This window comes from Providencia sp. PROV141 (assembly GCF_028481645.1).
Lineage (GTDB): Bacteria > Pseudomonadota > Gammaproteobacteria > Enterobacterales > Enterobacteriaceae > Providencia > Providencia rettgeri.
The window spans coordinates 21,867-40,405 of the sequence record NZ_JAMPPR010000014.1 but is presented as its reverse complement, the minus strand read 5'-3'; the positions used below and the strand labels follow the sequence as shown (position 1 = coordinate 40,405).

The window sequence follows — 18,539 nt, the reverse complement described above, 5'->3', positions numbered from 1 at the left end:
TTTGTGTAGTCTTATCGTTGAAGTGAAGCTCACTCTGAAGGCGAGTTATCAATACTCACAGAAGAAAGGTAATTTAGTAGCGCAATATCATTTTCAACGCCTAATTTCAGCATGGCTGATTTTTTCTGGCTACTGATCGTTTTTATGCTACGGTTAAGTTTTTTCGCAATTTCAGTGACTAAAAAGCCTTCAGCAAATAAACGTAGTACTTCACTTTCTTTTGGTGATAAGCGTTTATCGCCGTAGCCGCTTGCATTGACTTTTTCCAGTAGCTTACTCACACTTTCTGGTGTGAATTTTTTGCCTTTCTGTAAAGCTGCTAAAGCTTTAGGTAAATCAGCTGGAGCGCCTTGTTTTAACACAATTCCTTCGATATCCAGCTCTAATATTGCGCTAAGAATGGCTGGGTTATTGTTCATTGTGAGAACAATGATTGATAGATCAGGATAATGCCGTTTGATGTATTTGATTAAAGTAATACCATCGCCATATTTATCACCTGGCATTGATAAATCAGTAACTAGCACGTCTGCATTTAAGCGTGCTAAGTTATTAATCAAAGAGGTTGAGTCCTCAAATTCCCCTACGATATTCACCCATTCAATTTGTTCAAGTGATTTTCTGATGCCGAAAAGAACGATAGGGTGATCATCGGCAACAATGACATTTAGGTTATTCATATTATTGGTTACCTTCTGGCATTAGTTTTTTGACTGAATTATCCAGCATGCTAATGCAATTTTTTATTTCCAATCCGTTTTCATCTGCTATGAAACGCTCCAAATCTTCACAAAGCTTATGAAGAAAAGTAAATTCGAGCATAGCAAAAACTCCTTTTAAACGATGTGCAGTGTTTTTTAATTCGGTCAAATCCTCAACACTTTCACTATTATACAGTTTATTAATATCTATCGGTACTGTTGTGATAAACAAATCTCGATATCCACTATTTGCTAGTATTAATTGATAACTTGCAATTGCATCTTCTATTGACTCATTCGAGGTTCGTGAAACCGTTTGAGCATCAACATTGTGAGAAATCAAATTATTAGAATGCTCATGTTCATGATCCGTGTTTTCGATCAGTAATGAGATGGCATCAATTAATTCATCAGCAAAATTATAGTTAGCTTCGATGTAATGAGGTTGTAATTGGTTTATTCCTGAAAGAGTACCATTTACTTTAACAATATTTTCAAAATATTCCTCATTATTATCAGTTATCAAGAGGTCCCAGTTGGTGTGAGGGGAACTCTCACTTAAGTCCAAATATTCTGCTCCATAATTAGTTAATATATTCCTAACAATCCGTGAGATATCGGCATTATGTATATTTAAGCGTATACAAATATCTTCCAATAAAGCAGGGTAATTCTTGACGAGTAGCTCTTTAGCAGCAGGAAGTGTAATTTCATAATGCGTGCCGATTGCATCACTAGAGCGAATAGAAAAAGCGCCATTCATTTTTTTTACCAGTAACTTGCATAAATAAAATGTTATACCGGAACGAGTAAAGTTAGAGGAGTTTAAAATCTGTCCAGTAAAGGGGCTTTGCAAATTACTCAGTTCTTGATTGCTTACGCCAGTTCCACTGTCTTTAATATTCAGTAAGATGACATTTTTACTGGCATCATAAGATAACGTGAATGAAATTTTTCCAAAAGAGGTTGTTGCAATAGAATAATCCCAAATTAGCTGTATTAATTGCTTTAAATAATCCAGATTAGCCACGATAAGTGAATCTGGGTTGAGATTATTATGAAAATAAAGCGCTAACCCTTTGTTATTACACTGCGATAAGTTTTGCTTTAAAAATTGGCTTACAAGGTTACTGATAGAGACGTGCTCTGTTTTTACGGGGTCAGCTTGGGACTCAAGTTGATTTAATAAGTTAATATTTTTAAACCAACGATTAATATGAAAAAGCTGATTTTCAATTTCTAAAATAAATGCGCGATTATTTATATTGGAAATTTCGGATAATCTGGTTAGTTTGTCATCTACTTTAATGAGTGAAGGTAATATTTCACTACACATATTCTCAAATACAACTTTACGCATATGAATATTTTTTTTGTATTCGCGATTCGCTAATTCTTGGCGTTTTTGGGTTAATGCTTCTTTATCTTTATCTATAATAATGAAAAGAACAGTATTGGGTTTTGATATGTTATTGACAAGAACAACTTCATAGACAATATTTTCGATAGAAACTTGAATAACATCATGGTTTTCCATCGCCATTTCTTTAATGTGAACCAGATCCATGGAAGGTAATAATTGATTAGCAATGTCATTGCTCAGAATTTTTTTGTTAGTGTTAAAGTCGTAAACTAAAATACCGTACGAAATATGGCTGATAATATCGCTAGTCAGTGCTTCATTAAAATTCAGTTCTTGCAGCATATTTGTATTGGGAGAAATCAGGCGTTTACGGATAAAGAGCATAATCAGCAAAGCAAAGAAGATCATGATAAGCATGCCAGTCATTAGCCATAAGTTATAGCTAATGACATTAAAAATAATGCTTTTTAATGAAACATGGTAATAAAGTTGATAACTGGTACCGTCAATAGGGTGGGAGAAAATGAGGTTAGTTCCAACCCAAGTTGTATGAGACTCATTGCTTCCTGTGCTTGCAGGGCGTGTATTAATGGTAAAAAAATCCCCATTTAAATTGGGGGGGATCAGTGAATTGATCGAGATATCAAAGGATATCACGCTCGTTAACTGCCCTGGGGAATTAAACATCAGCCGATAAGTATAGTAATAAAGGTTATCAGGGGAGTATTTTTGAATATTTGAAATTATTTCCCGTCGATCTAACAATGTTGATTGTGTCAACATATCAGCGCGCTTTTCTTCTGCCGTCAAGGTGAGGTAACTTTCTTTAAATCGTAGCTCAGGTTTAAGAATTGAATGGGTGGTCACTAAGACTAGTGTATTGTCTAAACCATTGAGATAATACATGGAGTTATATTCATTACGAGCTCCCCAGACAATCTCCATATAATTTGCAAGTTTAGAAGCTAAAACATTACTAGTTTGCTTATTATTACCAAATACAATGGCATCGATGGATTGGTTGGCGCTACTAAGCCAAAAAATATCATGGCGCATTCCTGTTACTGCGAGATTATCGGTAGGAGGAACCGATGCTTTGTCATTGGCAATTTTATAGATATGGCTTGCTTGATAACGATAATCTTCGATTTGATAGGCTAATCGACTCGCCATACTGTTCAAACTTGTCTGACGGCTTTGAACCAATGCTTGATAGTAGTTAAATAGTGATAAAAAAAGCATCACTATTAGCAACAGAATAAATGCTGCGAAAATACGGAAAAGAGTGTTTGGCTTTAATAATGATTGTTTGTACATAATTGTAGCAAGTCGTCCCGTCGGCTAAAATATTATTAGATTAAAAATCATACGCCTAGAGAAAGGATAGACACCGATTTTGCACAGATATTACCATTTTTCTTGGGAAAGAGAGAGAGATTGAGTGAAGATTAGCCAAACGAAGTAAAAAAATCAATTTTTTTACTTTCAGGGGTAGACAAGTTGCAGGGATTCCTCCATAATCGCGCCCCATGGAGAGATGGCCGAGCGGTCGAAGGCAGCGGTCTTGAAAACCGCCGATGGGAAACCATCCTAGAGTTCGAATCTCTATCTCTCCGCCATATTCGCCGGCTTAGCTCAGTTGGTAGAGCAACTGACTTGTAATCAGTAGGTCACCAGTTCGACTCCGGTAGCCGGCACCAAATAAGAACCCGTTACATTTCATAGATGTAGCGGGTTTTTTCTTGCTTATAATTCATGTCACTTTACCCCTTCTAGTTGTTAATAAACACATTGAGAACATCACCACTCAAATGATTTTAAAACAATGAGAAAGTAGATATGGCTGAGATGAGATTAAAATCTCAGATGGATATTCGGGTTAACGGCAGAATTGGTGAGGAGAATGGTGAGAGGTGCTTGTAGCATTCCTATGAGAGGAGGAGCTATCCACTCTATAAGTGACTACAATCTTAGGCTAATTTACTGATGCTTATTTTTCCCATAGTAGTCTATGGTTGGTGGCATGAAGTTGCTAAGAATAGCGACTAAATTGACAAATATAAGCAAAATAATCCGTAAAATGACAAAAATGCATATTAATAATGAGATTAATTAACCCATATATGTGATAATTTTGTCAGTTCATTACTGTTTAAGTGATTACGTTTTTAGTTTAACCGGCGTATCGTTCTGAAGAGGAAAAAGAAACCCGACAGAACTTCTGGTTAATTAGCATACTAAAAATCAAATATTGCTTAATAGTTTTGAAAAGGTTATCCGACCGTTATCTACTTAAGTAGAAGGTGAATTTTAAGGATATTCAGCTAGTTGTGGGTGAAAACCCATTTTGTTGTAGTAATCATGTTGAATTTAAAAGACTAAATATTGTCTAAAATAGCGTGCATTCTGCAAAGGCGAAGTATTGGGAGATATAATGTACGCCAAAAACCCATTTTCACTGAAATTGGTCCATCCGAAGTACTTAGTCACATGGATGGGGGTTTTTATCTTATTTTTATTGGTTCAATTACCTTATAAATGGCAGATATCGTTAGGTGCTTTTTTAGGCATCAATTCACGGTATTTTATTAAAAGAAGAGTATCAATAATTAAACGAAATTTAGAGTTATGTTTTCCGGACAAAAATAAAAATGAAATAGATATTCTGGTAAATGATAATCTAAAATCTTTGGGGATCGCTTTATTTGAGACTGGAATTGCCTGGTTTTGGAGTGATAAAAGAGTTAAAAAGCTCTTTCAAGTAAAAGGAATGTCTAATTATTTAGATGCGATAGCGAAAAGCAAAGGTGTGATAATTGTTGGGGTTCATTTTATGTCACTTGAGTTAGGTGGCCGGATTATGGGCCTTTGTTTCCCTGTTAATGCAATGTATCGGCCGCATAATAATAAAGCGATGGAGTATATTCAAACAAAGGGACGGTGTCGTTCTGGTAAAGGAATGATTGACCGTAAAAATTTGAAATTTATGGTTCAAGAGTTAAAAAATGGTAAGTCCATATGGTTCGCACCCGACCAAGATTTTGGACGAAAAGGGACGATATTTGCGCCATTTTTTTCTGTCAAAAATAGTTCCACTTCAAAGGGAACATCAATACTTGCTCAATTATCTAAATCACCGACACTCACAGTAACATTATTGAGAAATAAGAGCGGTGTTAATTATGATTTGATACTGGGAAAAGAAATATCTGGGTACCCAAGTTGTAATGCATTACAGGATGCAACAGTAATTAACGCGGTTTTAGAGACGGAAATTATGAAAGCGCCAGAACAATATCTTTGGGCTCACCGACGGTTTAAAACTAGGCCGGAAGGGGAAGTGTCACTTTATAGTTAGCCTTATATTTATCTATAGCAGTAAAGGCAATCGTAATTAAAAGGAATTAGTTGGCTTTCTACTGATAACTCTTTTGTATTATAGTTCTTTTAGATTCATAATATAAAACGAGATAAATGAATGTTTTATCTCGTTTTAATCATAAATTATTGTATTGTTTAGTAAGGGGTTTTTCGTTAGAACCAGCTGTGTAGCATAAAATATGATAATGAAAATATAAAAATTACCATTAGGTGTTGGAGTACTTTTAAAAACAAAAGAAATCTTCTTATTTGATTCATTGTTTCCTGCTTTGGCTAACAAAAAGTGCAGCTAATTAAAAGTCTTATTCAGTGTAGTAACGCTAATTATAAAATACCAATTTTTATCAGAAATAATAAAAAAACGTGAAGTAGATTACACCTAATAAGTAAAAATAACTAAATAAATAAAAGCTAAAAATAACAAAACAATTGGATATTTACTGAGAAAAATAGAACCACCTTCAATAACGATATTAATCGAAGGCAATTCTATTATAGAGTTACTTTAGAATAAACTAAAAACTTTTTTCATATTCTCGAGCTTTTTTATCGTCATAGTTATGTTCCCATTTGGCAATAACTAGAGCAGCTAGGGCATTACCTACCACATTAAGTGCCGTACGTGCCATATCTAGAATTCTGTCAACACCTGCGATGAAGGCTAACCCTTCTAATGGAATACCTACACTTCCTAGCGTGGCAAGAAGAACAACAAATGAAACACCTGGGACACCAGCAATACCTTTAGATGTGATCATAAGGGTAAATACTAAGATAAGTTCTTGCCCAATGGAGAGTTCGATACCATAAAGTTGGGCTATAAAAATAGCGGCAATACTTTGGTATAGTGTCGAGCCATCTAAGTTAAATGAATAACCAATTGGAATAACAAAGCTTGTTACAGACTTAGGCGCCCCATATTTTTCCATTTTATCCATAATACGAGGAAGTACGGTTTCAGAACTGGCTGTCGAATAAGCGAGTAATAATTCATCTTTCAATATTTTCATTAAAGTGAAAATATTTATTCGACAATAACGGGCAACTAATCCTAATACAACAACCGCAAAAAATATAATTGCACAGTGGACGAGTATAACCAGTTTCAATAAAGGAACTAATGATGAGAAACCAAAGTTAGCAACGGTAACGGATATTAATGCGAAAACTCCGATTGGAGCATACATCATAATCATGTTTGTTACGCGGAACATTGTTTCAGAGAAAGTTTGTAATACATTGAGCAATGGTTGTTTTTTTTCAGCAGGTAAAGAAGAAAGCCCTAAGCCAAATAATACAGCAAAAAAGATGACGGGTAGCATATCACCACTCGCCATCGCTGCGAAAATATTACTTGGGACTAAAGTGAGGATCGTATTAATGATCCCAGAAGGATGACTTTCAACTTCTTGAGTGGTCTTTTCATATTGTGAAATATCGACTTGAGTTAATTGCGACATGTCAATACCAACACCTGGTTGGAATATATTGGCAAAAGAGATACCGACGATAATGGCAATTGTAGTAATAATTTCAAAATAAAGGATAGTTTTAAAACCGAGAGAACCTAGTTGTTTGGTATTACCAACTCCTGCTATTCCAACAATTAGGGTCGATATTACAATAGGAACAACAATCATTTTGATTAACTGAATAAATATTTTTCCAGCCGGAGAAAGAATATTTAAAATCAACCAATCTTTGTACTCTGTATTATCATGTAAAAGCGCACCAGCAATAACGCCCAAAATAAGAGCAACCAATATTTGCCATCCTAGGCCAAATTTAAACGGTTTTTTTTTAGTCACTTGGTTTAATGTCATAATGAAATCTCATTTTATATTAATAATTTTTATGTATGTCTTTTTATTTTCATAAATTTTATATCGAATATTCGAGAAAACTACAACTATTAACTCGATAAATTTGAGTAATTACAATGTGTAATTTATATCAATATGTTTATTTTGTTAAATTATAGGGTGATAATAACTTTTTATGTTAAATATTATGTGTATATGTGAATTTTTGGTGGATTTTGAAGGTAAATTAATATTTAAAGTAAATGGAGTAAATGTTTTAAAATTGTTAATGAAATGGTTTTTTGTGGTGCTTGTTTTTCGCCGATAAAACTAAATAGAGTAAAAAATAGCCACTGAAAGTTTTATTTTTATTGGAAAGGTTTCTGAATGTGATTTTATGTTTAAATCATTCTATTTAATTGGTTAACAAAAATTGAATTTAATCTAATAAAATTATGGCTAAATAATGAGGTATTATTAAAATATAAAAGTCATTACTATAAATGACTTCTCACTAAAATTTATGTAATGAGATTAGTAAGGAATAGAGGAATTAAATAATAGACAAATCAAACTTCAAATAACTCAAAGAGCAGATTGTTTCCGTTTAAGTGCAGCGAGTAATGTGCGTTCAGAAAGGTCTAAGTAATCCCGCAACATATTAGCCGCCTCTAAATTTTGGCCAGAATCTAATAAATTAAGAATAGAGTGGTTTTTATCAATATAGGGAGCATACAAAATTTTGGGGTCATTGAGGTGACCAAAGGCCAGTCGTAATTCAGCGGACACATTACGGTATAATTTAATTAAACGTTCGCTGTCGGATAACTCGACAATGGCAGTATGAAATTTCATATTTGCAGTACCTACACCTACCCAATTCTCTATCTTTTCATGCTCATGAGCTTCTTGAACAGCCTCTTTCATTTTATGAACAGATGGATGCAAGGCATATGCATGAGTTAATGCATCACACTCAATAAGTCGGCGAACTTGGTAGATATCGATAATGGCGGCCATATCAGGAACTGAGACAAATACACCCTTATTTGGGGCATAAGTTAATAAACCCTCCTGCGTAAGTACGCGAAATACTTCTCGCAATGTGTTTCGAGAGATATCGAGTTCTTCACTTAATGTTGTTTCAGATAAGCGCTGACCCGGCGTGATCTCCCCAACGGTTATCTTATAACGTATCACTTCTGCAATAGTGACAGATAAAGTTTGTGCAACAGGTTGTTTTTTCATAATAAAGGCTAACTTTAGTCTCAAGGGTAATAATTCGTTATATTCACATATTCAAGTTATAGCAGCAAGTTTCCTTTCTTTTTTACTCATCCCATTTCATATATTTGCACAAAAATAGTGAAATTATAAATTTATCGCACCAACTTGGTGCGAACTAGTCGATAAGCAATATGCTTGTGCAGTGAAAATTGTTAAAAAAGTGATCTCGTCTTGATTTTTAAACGAGCAATTACGATTTTTATTGATTATTTATTCATCATTTAATACTAATTGTTCAACAATCCATTAAAGATGAATTAACAATATAGATAACAAGTAGAACAATGGCACGATAATTGCCTTAGTGATTGTGACATCAACAACTACATCAATAATTAAAACAATAACTATTAGAGGAGTATGCACATGGCCGCTCAAGAAAGTGCACCAACTACGGCTGAATATGTGAAAAGCCGCCGTTCATCACTGATAAGCGCAATTTTTTTAATGGCAACCTCTGCCATCGGGCCTGGGTTTATCACACAAACGGCTACTTTTACCGTGACATTAGGAGCCGCTTTTGCCTTCGGGATATTAGCGTCTATTGTGATTGACTTCATTGTTCAGCAGAACATATGGCGGGTTGTTACCCTGACTAAAATGCACTCATCCGAAATTGCAAATGCTACAATTCCTGGGAGTGGTTATTTACTCGCTATATTAGTTATTTTTGGCGGGTTAATCTTTAATATTGGCAATATTGCAGGCGCAGGGTTAGGGCTTAATGCCTTAGTTGGCTTAGACCCGAAATGGGGTGGTTTGATTAGCGCACTATTAGCCATTTATATTTTTTCCTCCCGTAAGGCCAGCACATTTATTGATAGGTTAATTATTGGATTAGGTGTAGTGATGATTGGCTTAACGTTATTTGTCGCTATTGCATCAAATCCGCCTGTTGGTGAGGCATTACGCCAAAGCGTACTACCTGACACGGTTGATTTTGCCATGATAACCACCATTGTTGGGGGCACTGTTGGGGGGTATATCTGTTATGCAGGCGCTCATCGTTTATTGGATAAAGGCGCAGTAGGTATTGAAAACATTAAAGTTGTTTCTAGCGCTGCGACAAAAGGTATCTTAGTTGTTGGTTTGATGCGCTACATTTTATTTTTGGCTATCTTAGGTGTAGTGGCAAGTGGTGTGACTATTGATATTTCTGGACATGCAGCTAACCCGGCATCGCAAGCATTTCAGGCAGCTGCGGGCAATTTTGGTTTACGTATCTTCGGTTTAATTCTATGGGCTGCTGCACTCACCAGTGTGATTGGTGCGGCGTATACCTCAATGAGCTTCTTAACGGCATTTAAGTCTTCTATCACAGAAAGGCAACGTAATGTCGCAACTATCATATTCATTGCAGTTTCTCTGATTGTCTATTTATTTATGGGAACAGCCCCTGCGGCATTATTGGTTTTTGCCGGTGGCTTCAATGGGCTAATTTTACCTATTGGTTTAACTTTATTTGTTTATATCGGCTGGAAACGCTCAGATTTAATGTCAGGTTACCATTATCCACGTTGGCTATTATGGTCTGGTGTTGTGACGTGTGCACTCACTTGGTATATGGGCGCAATGTCTGTCGGTGCAATCTTTAATTATCTGAAATAACTCAAGGAGAAGCCATGAGAAAGCAAATTGATTTAAATAGCGACCTTGGGGAGAGTTTTGGGCAATGGGAAATGGGGAATGATACCGCCATTCTTCCTGTTGTTAGTAGTGCCAATATTGCCTGCGGTTTTCATGCAGGTTCGCCAGAAGGGATATTAAAAACCCTTAAAGCAGCGAAGGAAAATGGTGTTGCTGTTGGTGCTCATGTTGGTTATCCCGACTTAGTGGGATTTGGTCGACGTAATATGGATATTGCATCAAATGAATTAACAGCGGACGTGATTTATCAAATTGGTGCATTACAAGGGTTAGCAACCGCAGCAGGGACACAAGTTTTATATGTTAAACCTCATGGCGCACTGTATAACACGATTGCTCATGATAAACGCCAAGCAATGGCGGTGATTGATGCGATATTAGCCATTGATAAGCAACTGATATTAGTCGCATTAGCGGGATCTCCATTAATTGAGTGGGCGAGAGAGTGTGGCTTAAATGTCGTTGCAGAAGCTTTTGCTGATAGAGCTTATAACAGCGATGGCACATTAGTATCTCGAAAATTAGCCGGCTCTGTATTACATGACCCACAGATAGTCGCAGACCGCATGTTACAACTGGTCATGGAGGGCGGTGTAATGTCAATTGATGGAAAATTTACACCTGTTGACGCGGGGTCAATTTGTGTTCATGGCGATAGCCCTGGCGCTCTTGAAATGGCAAAACAGGTGCGTAGCATACTAGAGAAACAAGGTATTGAAATTTATGGTTTTGCTCATAAAGGAGACCGCGAATGACACAGCTAATGAAGGCATCACTGCAGGCCATTGAAGCCGCTCGTCTTGCCCGCCTTGCTATCCGCGAGGGGTATGACAAACCAACCGCAGGCCTTGCACCGGGTATGACTCAAGCCAATATGATTGCATTGCCACGTGATTGGGCATTTGACTTTTTATTATATGCTCAGCGTAATCCAAAGAGCTGCCCTGTTTTGGATGTATGCGAAGCAGGGAGTTGGCAAACTGTTTTGGCTGAAGGTGCTGATTTACGTACTGATATTCCACGTTACCGTGTGTGGGAAAATGGTCAGTTAACCACTGAAATTACGGATGCGACAGCGATTTACCAGCAACATCCTGATTTAGTGACTTTTTTAATTGGTTGCAGTTTTACTTTCGAAACACCAATGATTGAAGCCGGTATTGATGTACGGCATATCACCGATAAATCCAATGTTCCGATGTATAAAACCAATCGCCTTTGTCGCCCAGCAGGGCGTTTACAGGGGGAGCTAGTAGTTTCAATGCGACCAATACCCGCAAATCGAGTGGCGGATGCCGTGAGTATTACTGGCAGGTTTCCTGCAGTGCATGGCACGCCTGTTCATATTGGTGCGCCAGAACAATTAGGTATTGTTGACATCATGCAACCTGACTTTGGTGATGCGGTTCGCATCGAAGAGGGTGAAATTCCCGTTTTTTGGGCTTGTGGCGTAACGCCTCAAGCGGCAGTGATGAAATCAGGGGTTCCTTTCGCATTAAGCCATGCACCTGGTTACATGTTTATTACGGATGTACCTGATGCCGCATATCATATATAGAGGTGCCAATTGAGATTTTTACCCGTCAATTTAAGTGCCTTTATGGTGGAGTTAGAAAGTCTTGAACAAACAATGGCATTGACTGATTCCTTAACAGAAATGCCAATTTATGGGATTGACGAAATTACACCAGCAGCAAGGACGATTTTAATTCGCTATAACCCGATCAAGATTGATATAAATGATTTGGTTGAAAAAATCTCGCTTAGGGATGTATCAAGGATCGTCGGCAAGGCTAGCAAATTAGTTACTATCCCTGTTCATTATAATGGGGAAGATTTATCCGATGTTGCACTGCATTTAGGTATATCCATCGCTGAAGTTATACGTCGTCATACAGAAAATGAATTTCAGGTTGCATTTAGCGGTTTTGCCCCAGGTTTTGGTTACATGGTTTCGAAAGGCGCTAATTTGGATGTTCCAAGGCGTCAATCACCAAGGGTACGTATTCCTGCGGGGTCTGTTGCATTAGCGGGAGAGTTTAGCAGTGTCTATCCACAAGCTAGCCCTGGCGGATGGCAGTTGATTGGTGTGACTGAACTATTAATGTGGGATATCAATCGATCTGAGCCCGCGTTAGTTCAGGCAGGAACGCGGGTCAACTTTGTTGATGCAGCGAAAAGCCAGATTAGCTATAGCATGCCAACTAAAGAAGAAATTGAAATTAAACCTGAGAATGTGGCTGCTGATTTAACCGTTTTAGCGACGGGACTACAGGTTTTATTTCAAGATTTAGGGCGTATTGGCCAATCGGCATTGGGTATTTCAGAATCAGGCAGTATGGATAAATCAGCATTGCGTAGTGCAAACCGCATTGTAGGAAATGAATCAGACACCGCCGTTTTAGAGATAACACAAGGTGGGTTTAAGGCTCAAGCGCACAAAGATCTCATTGTTGCAGTGACTGGCGCGCCTTGTGTTATTGATATTATCACGGCAGAACACGAACAATACCAAGTTAATACTTATCAACCGATTCATTTAGCAAAAGGCGATACCATTAAATTAAGCCGGCCGAACAAAGGTGTACGTAGCTATTTTGCTGTGCGGGGTGGTTTTAACATAGAACCTATTTTATCGAGTTGCTCGTTTGATACATTAGCGCAAGTTGGTCCAACCCCAATTACAGCAGGTCAAACATTAACGGTTAATACCCATTCGTCTCCATTAGCTGTTTCATTGTGTGAAACACCTGCTTTTGATTATCCCGCTGAAAGCGACGTAGTGGTTTTGGATGTGGTATTAGGGCCTCGAACGGATTGGTTTACAAAACAAGCCGTTGAGCAACTAACGAATCAATTATGGCAAGTCACTGCGTCATCAAACCGTATAGGCCTGCGCTTATTGAGTGAAAAACCGTTAGAGCGTGAACAACTACAGGAGCTACCGAGTGAAGGGACTTGCATTGGCGCTATTCAAGTGCCAGCAAATGGCCAGCCTGTTTTGTTTCTCAACGACCATCCTTTAACTGGCGGTTATCCCGTTATTGGCGCGGTATGTGAATACCATTTGGATTTAGCAGGACAAATCCCGGTGAATGCCAAAATACGTTTTAATCCACTGAGTGAATTTAAAGCATTGCAAGGGAGCCATTGTGCTTATGAAAATGAATAATAACAAAAACCATAAAGTATTGATTGCAAATCGAGGCGAAATCGCAGTTCGTATTATCCGTGCATGTCGTGATTACGGTTTTCAGTCTGTTGCCGTTTATGCGGATAGCGATATTGATGCACTCCACGTCAAAATGGCGGATGAAGCCTACGGGCTTGGAGGAAATTCCCCCACAGAGAGCTATTTGAATATTGAAAAGCTGATTAGTCTCGCTCAGCAATCGGGTTCGACGATGGTGCATCCAGGATATGGTTTTTTATCTGAACGGGCTGAGTTTGCACGTGCAGTTGAAGCCGCCGGGTTAATCTGGATTGGGCCTAGCGCAAACAGTATTGATATATTAGGAGATAAGGTTCAGGCTCGTCATATTGCAATGCAGGTCGGCGCACCGCTAGTGGTTGGCACAAAAGACCCGGTGAATAGCGCACAGGAAGTCCTCGAATTTGCCCATCAACATGGTTTACCTATTGCCATTAAGGCTGCGTTTGGTGGTGGAGGTAGAGGGTTAAAAGTCGCTTGGAAACTCCATGAAGTTGAAGAACTTTATCATTCGGCTGTACGTGAAGCGACCGCGGCATTTGGCCGTGGTGAATGCTTTATTGAACAATTCTTACACAACCCTCGGCACATTGAAGCACAAGTTATTGCGGATACGCATGGCAATGTGCTGGTAGTGGGAACTCGTGACTGTTCATTGCAGCGTCGTAATCAAAAACTGGTCGAAGAGTCGCCAGCGCCTTTTTTATCCGAAAGCCAACAACAACAAATTATTCAAGCCTCTACCGATATTTGCCGTAAAGCAGGTTATGTTGGAGCAGGAACCGTTGAATTTTTGTTAAGCCAAGATGGAACACTGTCATTTCTAGAAGTGAACACGCGCTTACAAGTTGAGCACCCAGTCACAGAGGAAACCGCAGGTATTGACTTAGTAATTGAGCAGTTACGAATTGCAGAAGGCTTACCTTTAAGTATTAAGGAGATGCCGATCCCACGAGGGCATGCTTTTGAATTTCGTATTAATGCTGAAGATGCTGGAAACGGGTTTTTACCGACCCCCGGCACTATTACCGTTTTTGATGCACCATCGGGGCCAGGAGTGCGTGTTGACAGTGGTGTAATGGCTGGAACAACAATACCGGGCACTTTTGATTCGTTAATGGCGAAATTAATTGTGGTGGGTCGTACTCGAGAGCAAGCTATTTCGCGTGCACGCCGTGCATTGGCTGAATTTACTATTGAAGGCGTTGCATCAGTTTTACCATTCCACCGTGCAGTAATAGAACAAGCTGATTTTTGTGATAATTTTAGTGTACATACGCGTTGGATAGAGACGGAATTTAATGTGGAAATTCCACCGGCAAAACGGCAAATTCCATTATCGGATCCTGAGATAACACGGACTTTCATTGAAATCGATGGAAAGCGTTGCGAGTTAGGTTTACCCACTCAATTGTTTTCTCGTTTTTCAGGTAATAACTCCGTAGCAGCCCATTCTGCGCCTCAGAAAGTTCACAATCCTGATGCGGTCAATGCCCCCATCTCTGGGATATTATTTAATTGGCTGATCCCTCAGGGAAATAATGTTTCAAAAGGGGATGTAATCGGTGTAATGGAAGCAATGAAAATGGAAGTGCAAATTGTTGCACACCGAGCCGGAACATTGAAACACGGAGCTATTAAAGGGGATTTTGTTGAAGCAGATAGCCCGATAGCTGAAATTATTTAATTTGGAGCCTGTTTAGTTTGAGCTAAAGGCGTTAGCTCAAACTAACGGGAAAGCCTTTCTGGCAATGTTCTGAGAGGGAGATGCGGTGCGGGTATGGCATGTTTCTCTTCAGCGGTCATCTCATTGCTATCGCGATAAACCTCACCACAGAGAAAATAGAGGTTCGGTCGCTTGGATTCTAGGTAGTTTTTTCGGCTAATACATTGTTCTTGTGTAAAAATAGTTTCAGTCACTGGTAACGCATCACATGAATCTGTGCCACAAGGGCTAACCCATAATGCCCAACCAATGAGTACCATATGTCCTGCCATTTACATTGCCTTCCTTAATAAGAACCAATATGAACCGCTGAAAGTAATGACTGTAAGTAACTATCTAATTCACATACGCATTATAGGTTAAATTCTAACATTGAGTTAACCAAATGTATGTATTTAGGCATGATGAATTCTCTCATGCACACTAAAAAGCAAATCTTTATAAATTAAAAAGTTGTGAATTATTATAAATAGAAAATAAATGATTTAATAATAAATAACGCGGAATATTGTTAAAATTACCTTGTCGATAATGAGTGTTTTTTTGGTGTTAGATCGCAAAAAACAAAATAATTATCTGCAATTAACCGATATTAGAGCTCAAGCCTGTCAATTAAGGCTATTTTTAACTAGGATTATGACAACCACTAATAAGAAAATAGATAGGAATAAATCATGAATGCCATGGAAGAAGTGCTTTCATTTTGGTTTGAGGAATCGACACCAAAACAATGGTTTGAAAAAAGCGCTAAATTTGATTTGACGATAGCACAACGGTTTGCGCATATTTGCGAACGTGCAGCTAAGGGAGAATTAGCTTATTGGCGGGCATCTATTCGTGGACGCTTAGCAGAAATTATTGTTCTAGACCAGTTTTCACGTAATTTATGGCGTGATACGCCAAGGTCTTTTGCTCAAGACACAATGGCTTTAGCATTAGCACAAGAGGCGATTAAGCAACATGATTATAATCTCCTGACATTATCACAGCGCAAGTTTGTTCTAATGCCATTTATGCACTCTGAATCGAGTTTTATTCATTTACAGGCAGTTGAGCTATTTCGCATGCTGGGTGACGACGGCACATTAGATTTTGAAATGCGACATAAAGCGATTATTGATAAATTTGGCCGCTATCCGCACCGTAATGAAATTTTAGGCCGTCCATCGACACAAGAAGAAATTGCATTTTTACAAGAGCCAAACTCTTCTTTTTAGGTTGAAACCAAATGAGCCCATATTTTGTTTAATAAACTCATTTGGTTTAGTCTTTTATTTAGCGGAATAATTCAGTATTGACTGGAGATAACGCTAATTCCAATTGAAGTGATTTAAGATAAATTTCAGTGAGTTGTGCAAGGGTAGGGTAAAAAGCAGTCTCTGTTTTGCTTTGCTGCACTAACTCTAAATAGCGGTATGCCCAAGGCAATAAATATTGTTCAAATAAAGTAATAATGGCGCTGTCGTCCTTTTGTTCCGCTAAAGCAGAAACGGCCATCATCATTAAGCCAAATTGGTCTTCTGGTTCCCGTAGCCCTGTATCAGTGACTAAGCCTTTCGTTTGCAAGAAATGGCGATAAGCCGATGTTGACTCACCCATAACCGTATTATCATGTTCTAAATACACTGAGCCCCATGGCGGAGCAGGCATACTGCCTTGTCCTTCGAATAAAATTGAATAATCATACGCAATATCATCAGGTTGTATTTTTGACAACAAAGTACAAATAGCCTGAATGTGCTCAGGGTTTTCCCAAGAATGTAATTGTGGTATTTCACCCAAGACAGGGTAGACGTTGCGTAAAGTATCCGATTGCGGAGGGTAGTAGAAAAACGCACCAAGGATGCGGATCATTGTAGTGTCAATCATATTATTTTATCCGTCTTATTTTGTGCTAAGCATGACATCATTATCTAATTTCCTGCAGTTATATTGATGCAGGGTGGTGTTGGGTTTCTAAACAAAGAACCCCAAAAGGAGTTCTTTGATAGGTCATCTTAACACAGCAACAACAAAGGGTTACATGGTGATTTGCCACAGATTATAGAATGCGATACGGCCAGCAAGTTCAGCTAATAATACTGCGGCAGCACAAGTCGCTAATGTCGCTTTTGGCGCGCGGTGCTTTAACGCCATACCAACGAATGCAGCTAAAGCAATGGCTAAGACAACGACTTGGAAGCCCCAGAAGCCAGTTTGTTCGTTGCTAAGAGCTGGACCAGTTTCGGTTAAGAAAGCTTGGTAACCAGCACGGCTAGCAAAAATAGCGAAAGTACCCATTAAGAATGAAGCAATACCTAGGCCACGAGCACCGATTGCAATGGCGAGTGCACCGCCTCCGACTAACATTGTCATCCACATTTGTAGCGTGGTGTAACCGGTGTTCCAGTTAGCAATAGTGGCGATGTTGTATACCTGAGGTATTGACCAAACAAATGCAAGTCCTGACACTACCGCGGCAATATTAGCTAGTTCACGTAATAACGTATGTTTGAAAAACAAAGTAAAAAATAACGTTGCAGCAGCGCATCCAACAAAAACGCCACTCAAGAACGCTTCATTACTCATTGGCGAACGGCCTACACCCAATAGCATATTAAAAAAGCGTAGTGGTTGGCCAACGTGCAACCCACCAATACCTAAACCTATTATCATAATAATAAAGGCTACGATATTGGCAGTTTTTAACTGTTTATCGTCAATAGAACCCATTCTACGGCTGATATAAGCGAGTAAGAAAAGCCCAGCAGCTGACTGTCCTAAGACGGTGAAAAAAACGAGTGGTAATTCATGCATCTTATACCTCCGCAGGGTTCTTTAATTCGCCACTTTTATCGCCAAATGGCTTCGCGTCTTTATGTGGTTTGATAACAATATTTGGGTTCGTCAGGCTTGGGTCTGGCATTGGCGCAATACCACACTCTGTGCCGTGTAATTCACGAAGAACATTAATATCATCAAAATCTAAAGCACGCTGCGGGCAAGATTCAACACAAACAGGCTTCATCCCTTTTGCGACACGCTCATAACAGCCGTCGCATTTACTCATCAGTTTTTTCTTCTCATCAAATTGTGGTGCGCCATACGGGCAGCGCAACTCACAATAACGACAACCAACACAAATAGATTGGTCAACCACGACTAAACCATCTTCTTCACGTTTATGCATTGCACCAGTTGGGCAACCTGCGACACAAGTCGGGTTTGAGCAATGGTTACATGAAATAGAAAGATAGTAATTAAAGACGTTTTGTTGCCAAATACCATCTTGTTTTTGCCAACTACCGCCTCCAAACTCGTAGACTCGACGGAATTTTGGACCTAAATCTAAATCTTTTTCATCCTTACAACTGACTTGACACGTTTTACAGCCAGTGCATTTTGTGGAGTCAAAGTAAAAGCCATATTGTTTCATCATTCA

General features: G+C 38.6%; 15 protein-coding genes and 2 tRNA genes. 9 read left to right on the top strand and 8 right to left on the bottom strand.

What is annotated here, in order from left to right; genetic code table 11:
- Positions 1-29 precede the first annotated feature (29 nt).
- Together rcsB and rcsD are read right to left on the bottom strand one after the other, a co-directional pair.
- Entirely contained in the window at positions 30-680 is a 651-nt protein-coding gene (rcsB, locus tag PSF09_RS08910; protein WP_004259923.1) for a response regulator transcription factor RcsB, read from the bottom strand.
- 1 nt (position 681) lies between these two features.
- Complete coding sequence (gene rcsD, locus PSF09_RS08905) at positions 682-3,381, bottom strand: phosphotransferase RcsD (RefSeq protein ID WP_272683786.1); 2,700 nt, start codon at positions 3,379-3,381, stop codon at positions 682-684.
- Positions 3,382-3,595: 214 nt separating this feature from the next.
- On the opposite strand from rcsD, the gene PSF09_RS08900 reads away from it, so the two are divergent.
- The 3 genes from PSF09_RS08900 to lpxL all read left to right on the top strand — a co-directional run bounded on the left by PSF09_RS08900 (position 3,596) and on the right by lpxL (position 5,422).
- Positions 3,596-3,683 (top strand) — tRNA-Ser (locus PSF09_RS08900).
- A gap of 5 nt (positions 3,684-3,688) precedes the next feature.
- Positions 3,689-3,764, top strand: a tRNA-Thr gene (locus PSF09_RS08895).
- A 734-nt stretch (positions 3,765-4,498) separates the two neighbouring features.
- The gene (gene lpxL / locus PSF09_RS08890) at positions 4,499-5,422 is read left to right on the top strand and encodes an LpxL/LpxP family Kdo(2)-lipid IV(A) lauroyl/palmitoleoyl acyltransferase (protein ID WP_272664649.1); all 924 of its coding nucleotides are present in this window, start codon (positions 4,499-4,501) and stop codon (positions 5,420-5,422) included.
- Between the two features lie 538 nt (positions 5,423-5,960).
- Here the strand turns inward: lpxL and gltP are convergent.
- Both gltP and PSF09_RS08880 read right to left on the bottom strand, forming a co-directional pair.
- Positions 5,961-7,268, bottom strand: a complete 1,308-nt coding sequence (gene gltP / locus PSF09_RS08885) for a glutamate/aspartate:proton symporter GltP (protein ID WP_272664650.1) — start codon at positions 7,266-7,268, stop codon at positions 5,961-5,963.
- Positions 7,269-7,832: 564 nt separating this feature from the next.
- A complete protein-coding gene (locus PSF09_RS08880; protein WP_272664651.1) occupies positions 7,833-8,495 on the bottom strand; it encodes a GntR family transcriptional regulator in 663 nt (220 codons plus the stop codon).
- Between the two features lie 405 nt (positions 8,496-8,900).
- On the opposite strand from PSF09_RS08880, the gene PSF09_RS08875 reads away from it, so the two are divergent.
- Genes PSF09_RS08875 through PSF09_RS08855 form a run of 5 tightly spaced genes read left to right on the top strand, consistent with a single transcriptional unit; the run spans position 8,901 to position 15,079 of the window.
- Complete coding sequence (locus tag PSF09_RS08875) at positions 8,901-10,142, top strand: NRAMP family divalent metal transporter (protein WP_004912166.1); 1,242 nt, start codon at positions 8,901-8,903, stop codon at positions 10,140-10,142.
- 14 nt (positions 10,143-10,156) lie between these two features.
- On the top strand, positions 10,157-10,936 hold the full coding sequence (locus PSF09_RS08870) for a LamB/YcsF family protein (RefSeq protein WP_272683785.1): 780 nt from the start codon (positions 10,157-10,159) through the stop codon (positions 10,934-10,936).
- Positions 10,933-11,739, top strand: a complete 807-nt coding sequence (locus tag PSF09_RS08865) for a putative hydro-lyase (protein ID WP_272664653.1) — start codon at positions 10,933-10,935, stop codon at positions 11,737-11,739. Before PSF09_RS08870 ends, PSF09_RS08865 begins: the two co-directional genes overlap by 4 nt.
- 9 nt (positions 11,740-11,748) lie before the next feature.
- The gene (locus PSF09_RS08860) at positions 11,749-13,353 is read left to right on the top strand and encodes an urea amidolyase family protein (RefSeq protein WP_272683784.1); all 1,605 of its coding nucleotides are present in this window, start codon (positions 11,749-11,751) and stop codon (positions 13,351-13,353) included.
- Complete coding sequence (locus PSF09_RS08855; RefSeq protein WP_272683783.1) at positions 13,340-15,079, top strand: acetyl/propionyl/methylcrotonyl-CoA carboxylase subunit alpha; 1,740 nt, start codon at positions 13,340-13,342, stop codon at positions 15,077-15,079. The genes PSF09_RS08860 and PSF09_RS08855 overlap by 14 nt, the downstream gene beginning before the upstream one ends.
- A 41-nt stretch (positions 15,080-15,120) precedes the next feature.
- On the opposite strand, the gene PSF09_RS08850 is transcribed toward PSF09_RS08855, so the two are convergent.
- Positions 15,121-15,390, bottom strand: a complete 270-nt coding sequence (locus PSF09_RS08850) for a hypothetical protein (protein ID WP_210839778.1) — start codon at positions 15,388-15,390, stop codon at positions 15,121-15,123.
- Between the two features lie 402 nt (positions 15,391-15,792).
- Here PSF09_RS08850 and PSF09_RS08845 point away from each other — a divergent pair, with 402 nt between their 5' ends.
- Positions 15,793-16,335: a DUF924 family protein gene (locus tag PSF09_RS08845; RefSeq protein ID WP_272664656.1), complete on the top strand. Its 543-nt coding sequence runs from the start codon at positions 15,793-15,795 to the stop codon at positions 16,333-16,335.
- A gap of 58 nt (positions 16,336-16,393) precedes the next feature.
- Here PSF09_RS08845 and PSF09_RS08840 read toward each other — a convergent pair whose 3' ends face one another.
- From PSF09_RS08840 to PSF09_RS08830, 3 genes are all read right to left on the bottom strand, one after another.
- A complete protein-coding gene (locus tag PSF09_RS08840; RefSeq protein WP_272664657.1) occupies positions 16,394-16,987 on the bottom strand; it encodes a TorD/DmsD family molecular chaperone in 594 nt (197 codons plus the stop codon).
- A 150-nt stretch (positions 16,988-17,137) separates the two neighbouring features.
- Positions 17,138-17,914 (bottom strand): dimethyl sulfoxide reductase anchor subunit family protein, encoded by a 777-nt coding sequence (locus PSF09_RS08835; protein ID WP_210839766.1) that lies wholly within the window; start codon positions 17,912-17,914, stop codon positions 17,138-17,140.
- A 1-nt stretch (position 17,915) separates the two neighbouring features.
- Positions 17,916-18,533: a DMSO/selenate family reductase complex B subunit gene (locus PSF09_RS08830; protein WP_110731999.1), complete on the bottom strand. Its 618-nt coding sequence runs from the start codon at positions 18,531-18,533 to the stop codon at positions 17,916-17,918.
- Positions 18,534-18,539: the final 6 nt, after the last annotated feature.

What these genes read in the sequence shown, in the direction of transcription:
- rcsB (WP_004259923.1), bottom strand. Translation starts at nt 680, where the DNA reads ATGAATAACCTAAATGTCATTGTTGCCGATGATCACCCTATCGTTCTT.
- rcsD (WP_272683786.1), bottom strand. Translation starts at nt 3,381, where the DNA reads ATGTACAAACAATCATTATTAAAGCCAAACACTCTTTTCCGTATTTTC.
- lpxL (WP_272664649.1), top strand. Translation starts at nt 4,499, where the DNA reads ATGTACGCCAAAAACCCATTTTCACTGAAATTGGTCCATCCGAAGTAC.
- gltP (WP_272664650.1), bottom strand. Translation starts at nt 7,268, where the DNA reads ATGACATTAAACCAAGTGACTAAAAAAAAACCGTTTAAATTTGGCCTA.
- PSF09_RS08880 (WP_272664651.1), bottom strand. Translation starts at nt 8,495, where the DNA reads ATGAAAAAACAACCTGTTGCACAAACTTTATCTGTCACTATTGCAGAA.
- PSF09_RS08875 (WP_004912166.1), top strand. Translation starts at nt 8,901, where the DNA reads ATGGCCGCTCAAGAAAGTGCACCAACTACGGCTGAATATGTGAAAAGC.
- PSF09_RS08870 (WP_272683785.1), top strand. Translation starts at nt 10,157, where the DNA reads ATGAGAAAGCAAATTGATTTAAATAGCGACCTTGGGGAGAGTTTTGGG.
- PSF09_RS08865 (WP_272664653.1), top strand. Translation starts at nt 10,933, where the DNA reads ATGACACAGCTAATGAAGGCATCACTGCAGGCCATTGAAGCCGCTCGT.
- PSF09_RS08855 (WP_272683783.1), top strand. Translation starts at nt 13,340, where the DNA reads ATGAAAATGAATAATAACAAAAACCATAAAGTATTGATTGCAAATCGA.
- PSF09_RS08850 (WP_210839778.1), bottom strand. Translation starts at nt 15,390, where the DNA reads ATGGCAGGACATATGGTACTCATTGGTTGGGCATTATGGGTTAGCCCT.
- PSF09_RS08845 (WP_272664656.1), top strand. Translation starts at nt 15,793, where the DNA reads ATGAATGCCATGGAAGAAGTGCTTTCATTTTGGTTTGAGGAATCGACA.
- PSF09_RS08840 (WP_272664657.1), bottom strand. Translation starts at nt 16,987, where the DNA reads ATGATTGACACTACAATGATCCGCATCCTTGGTGCGTTTTTCTACTAC.
- PSF09_RS08835 (WP_210839766.1), bottom strand. Translation starts at nt 17,914, where the DNA reads ATGCATGAATTACCACTCGTTTTTTTCACCGTCTTAGGACAGTCAGCT.
- PSF09_RS08830 (WP_110731999.1), bottom strand. Translation starts at nt 18,533, where the DNA reads ATGAAACAATATGGCTTTTACTTTGACTCCACAAAATGCACTGGCTGT.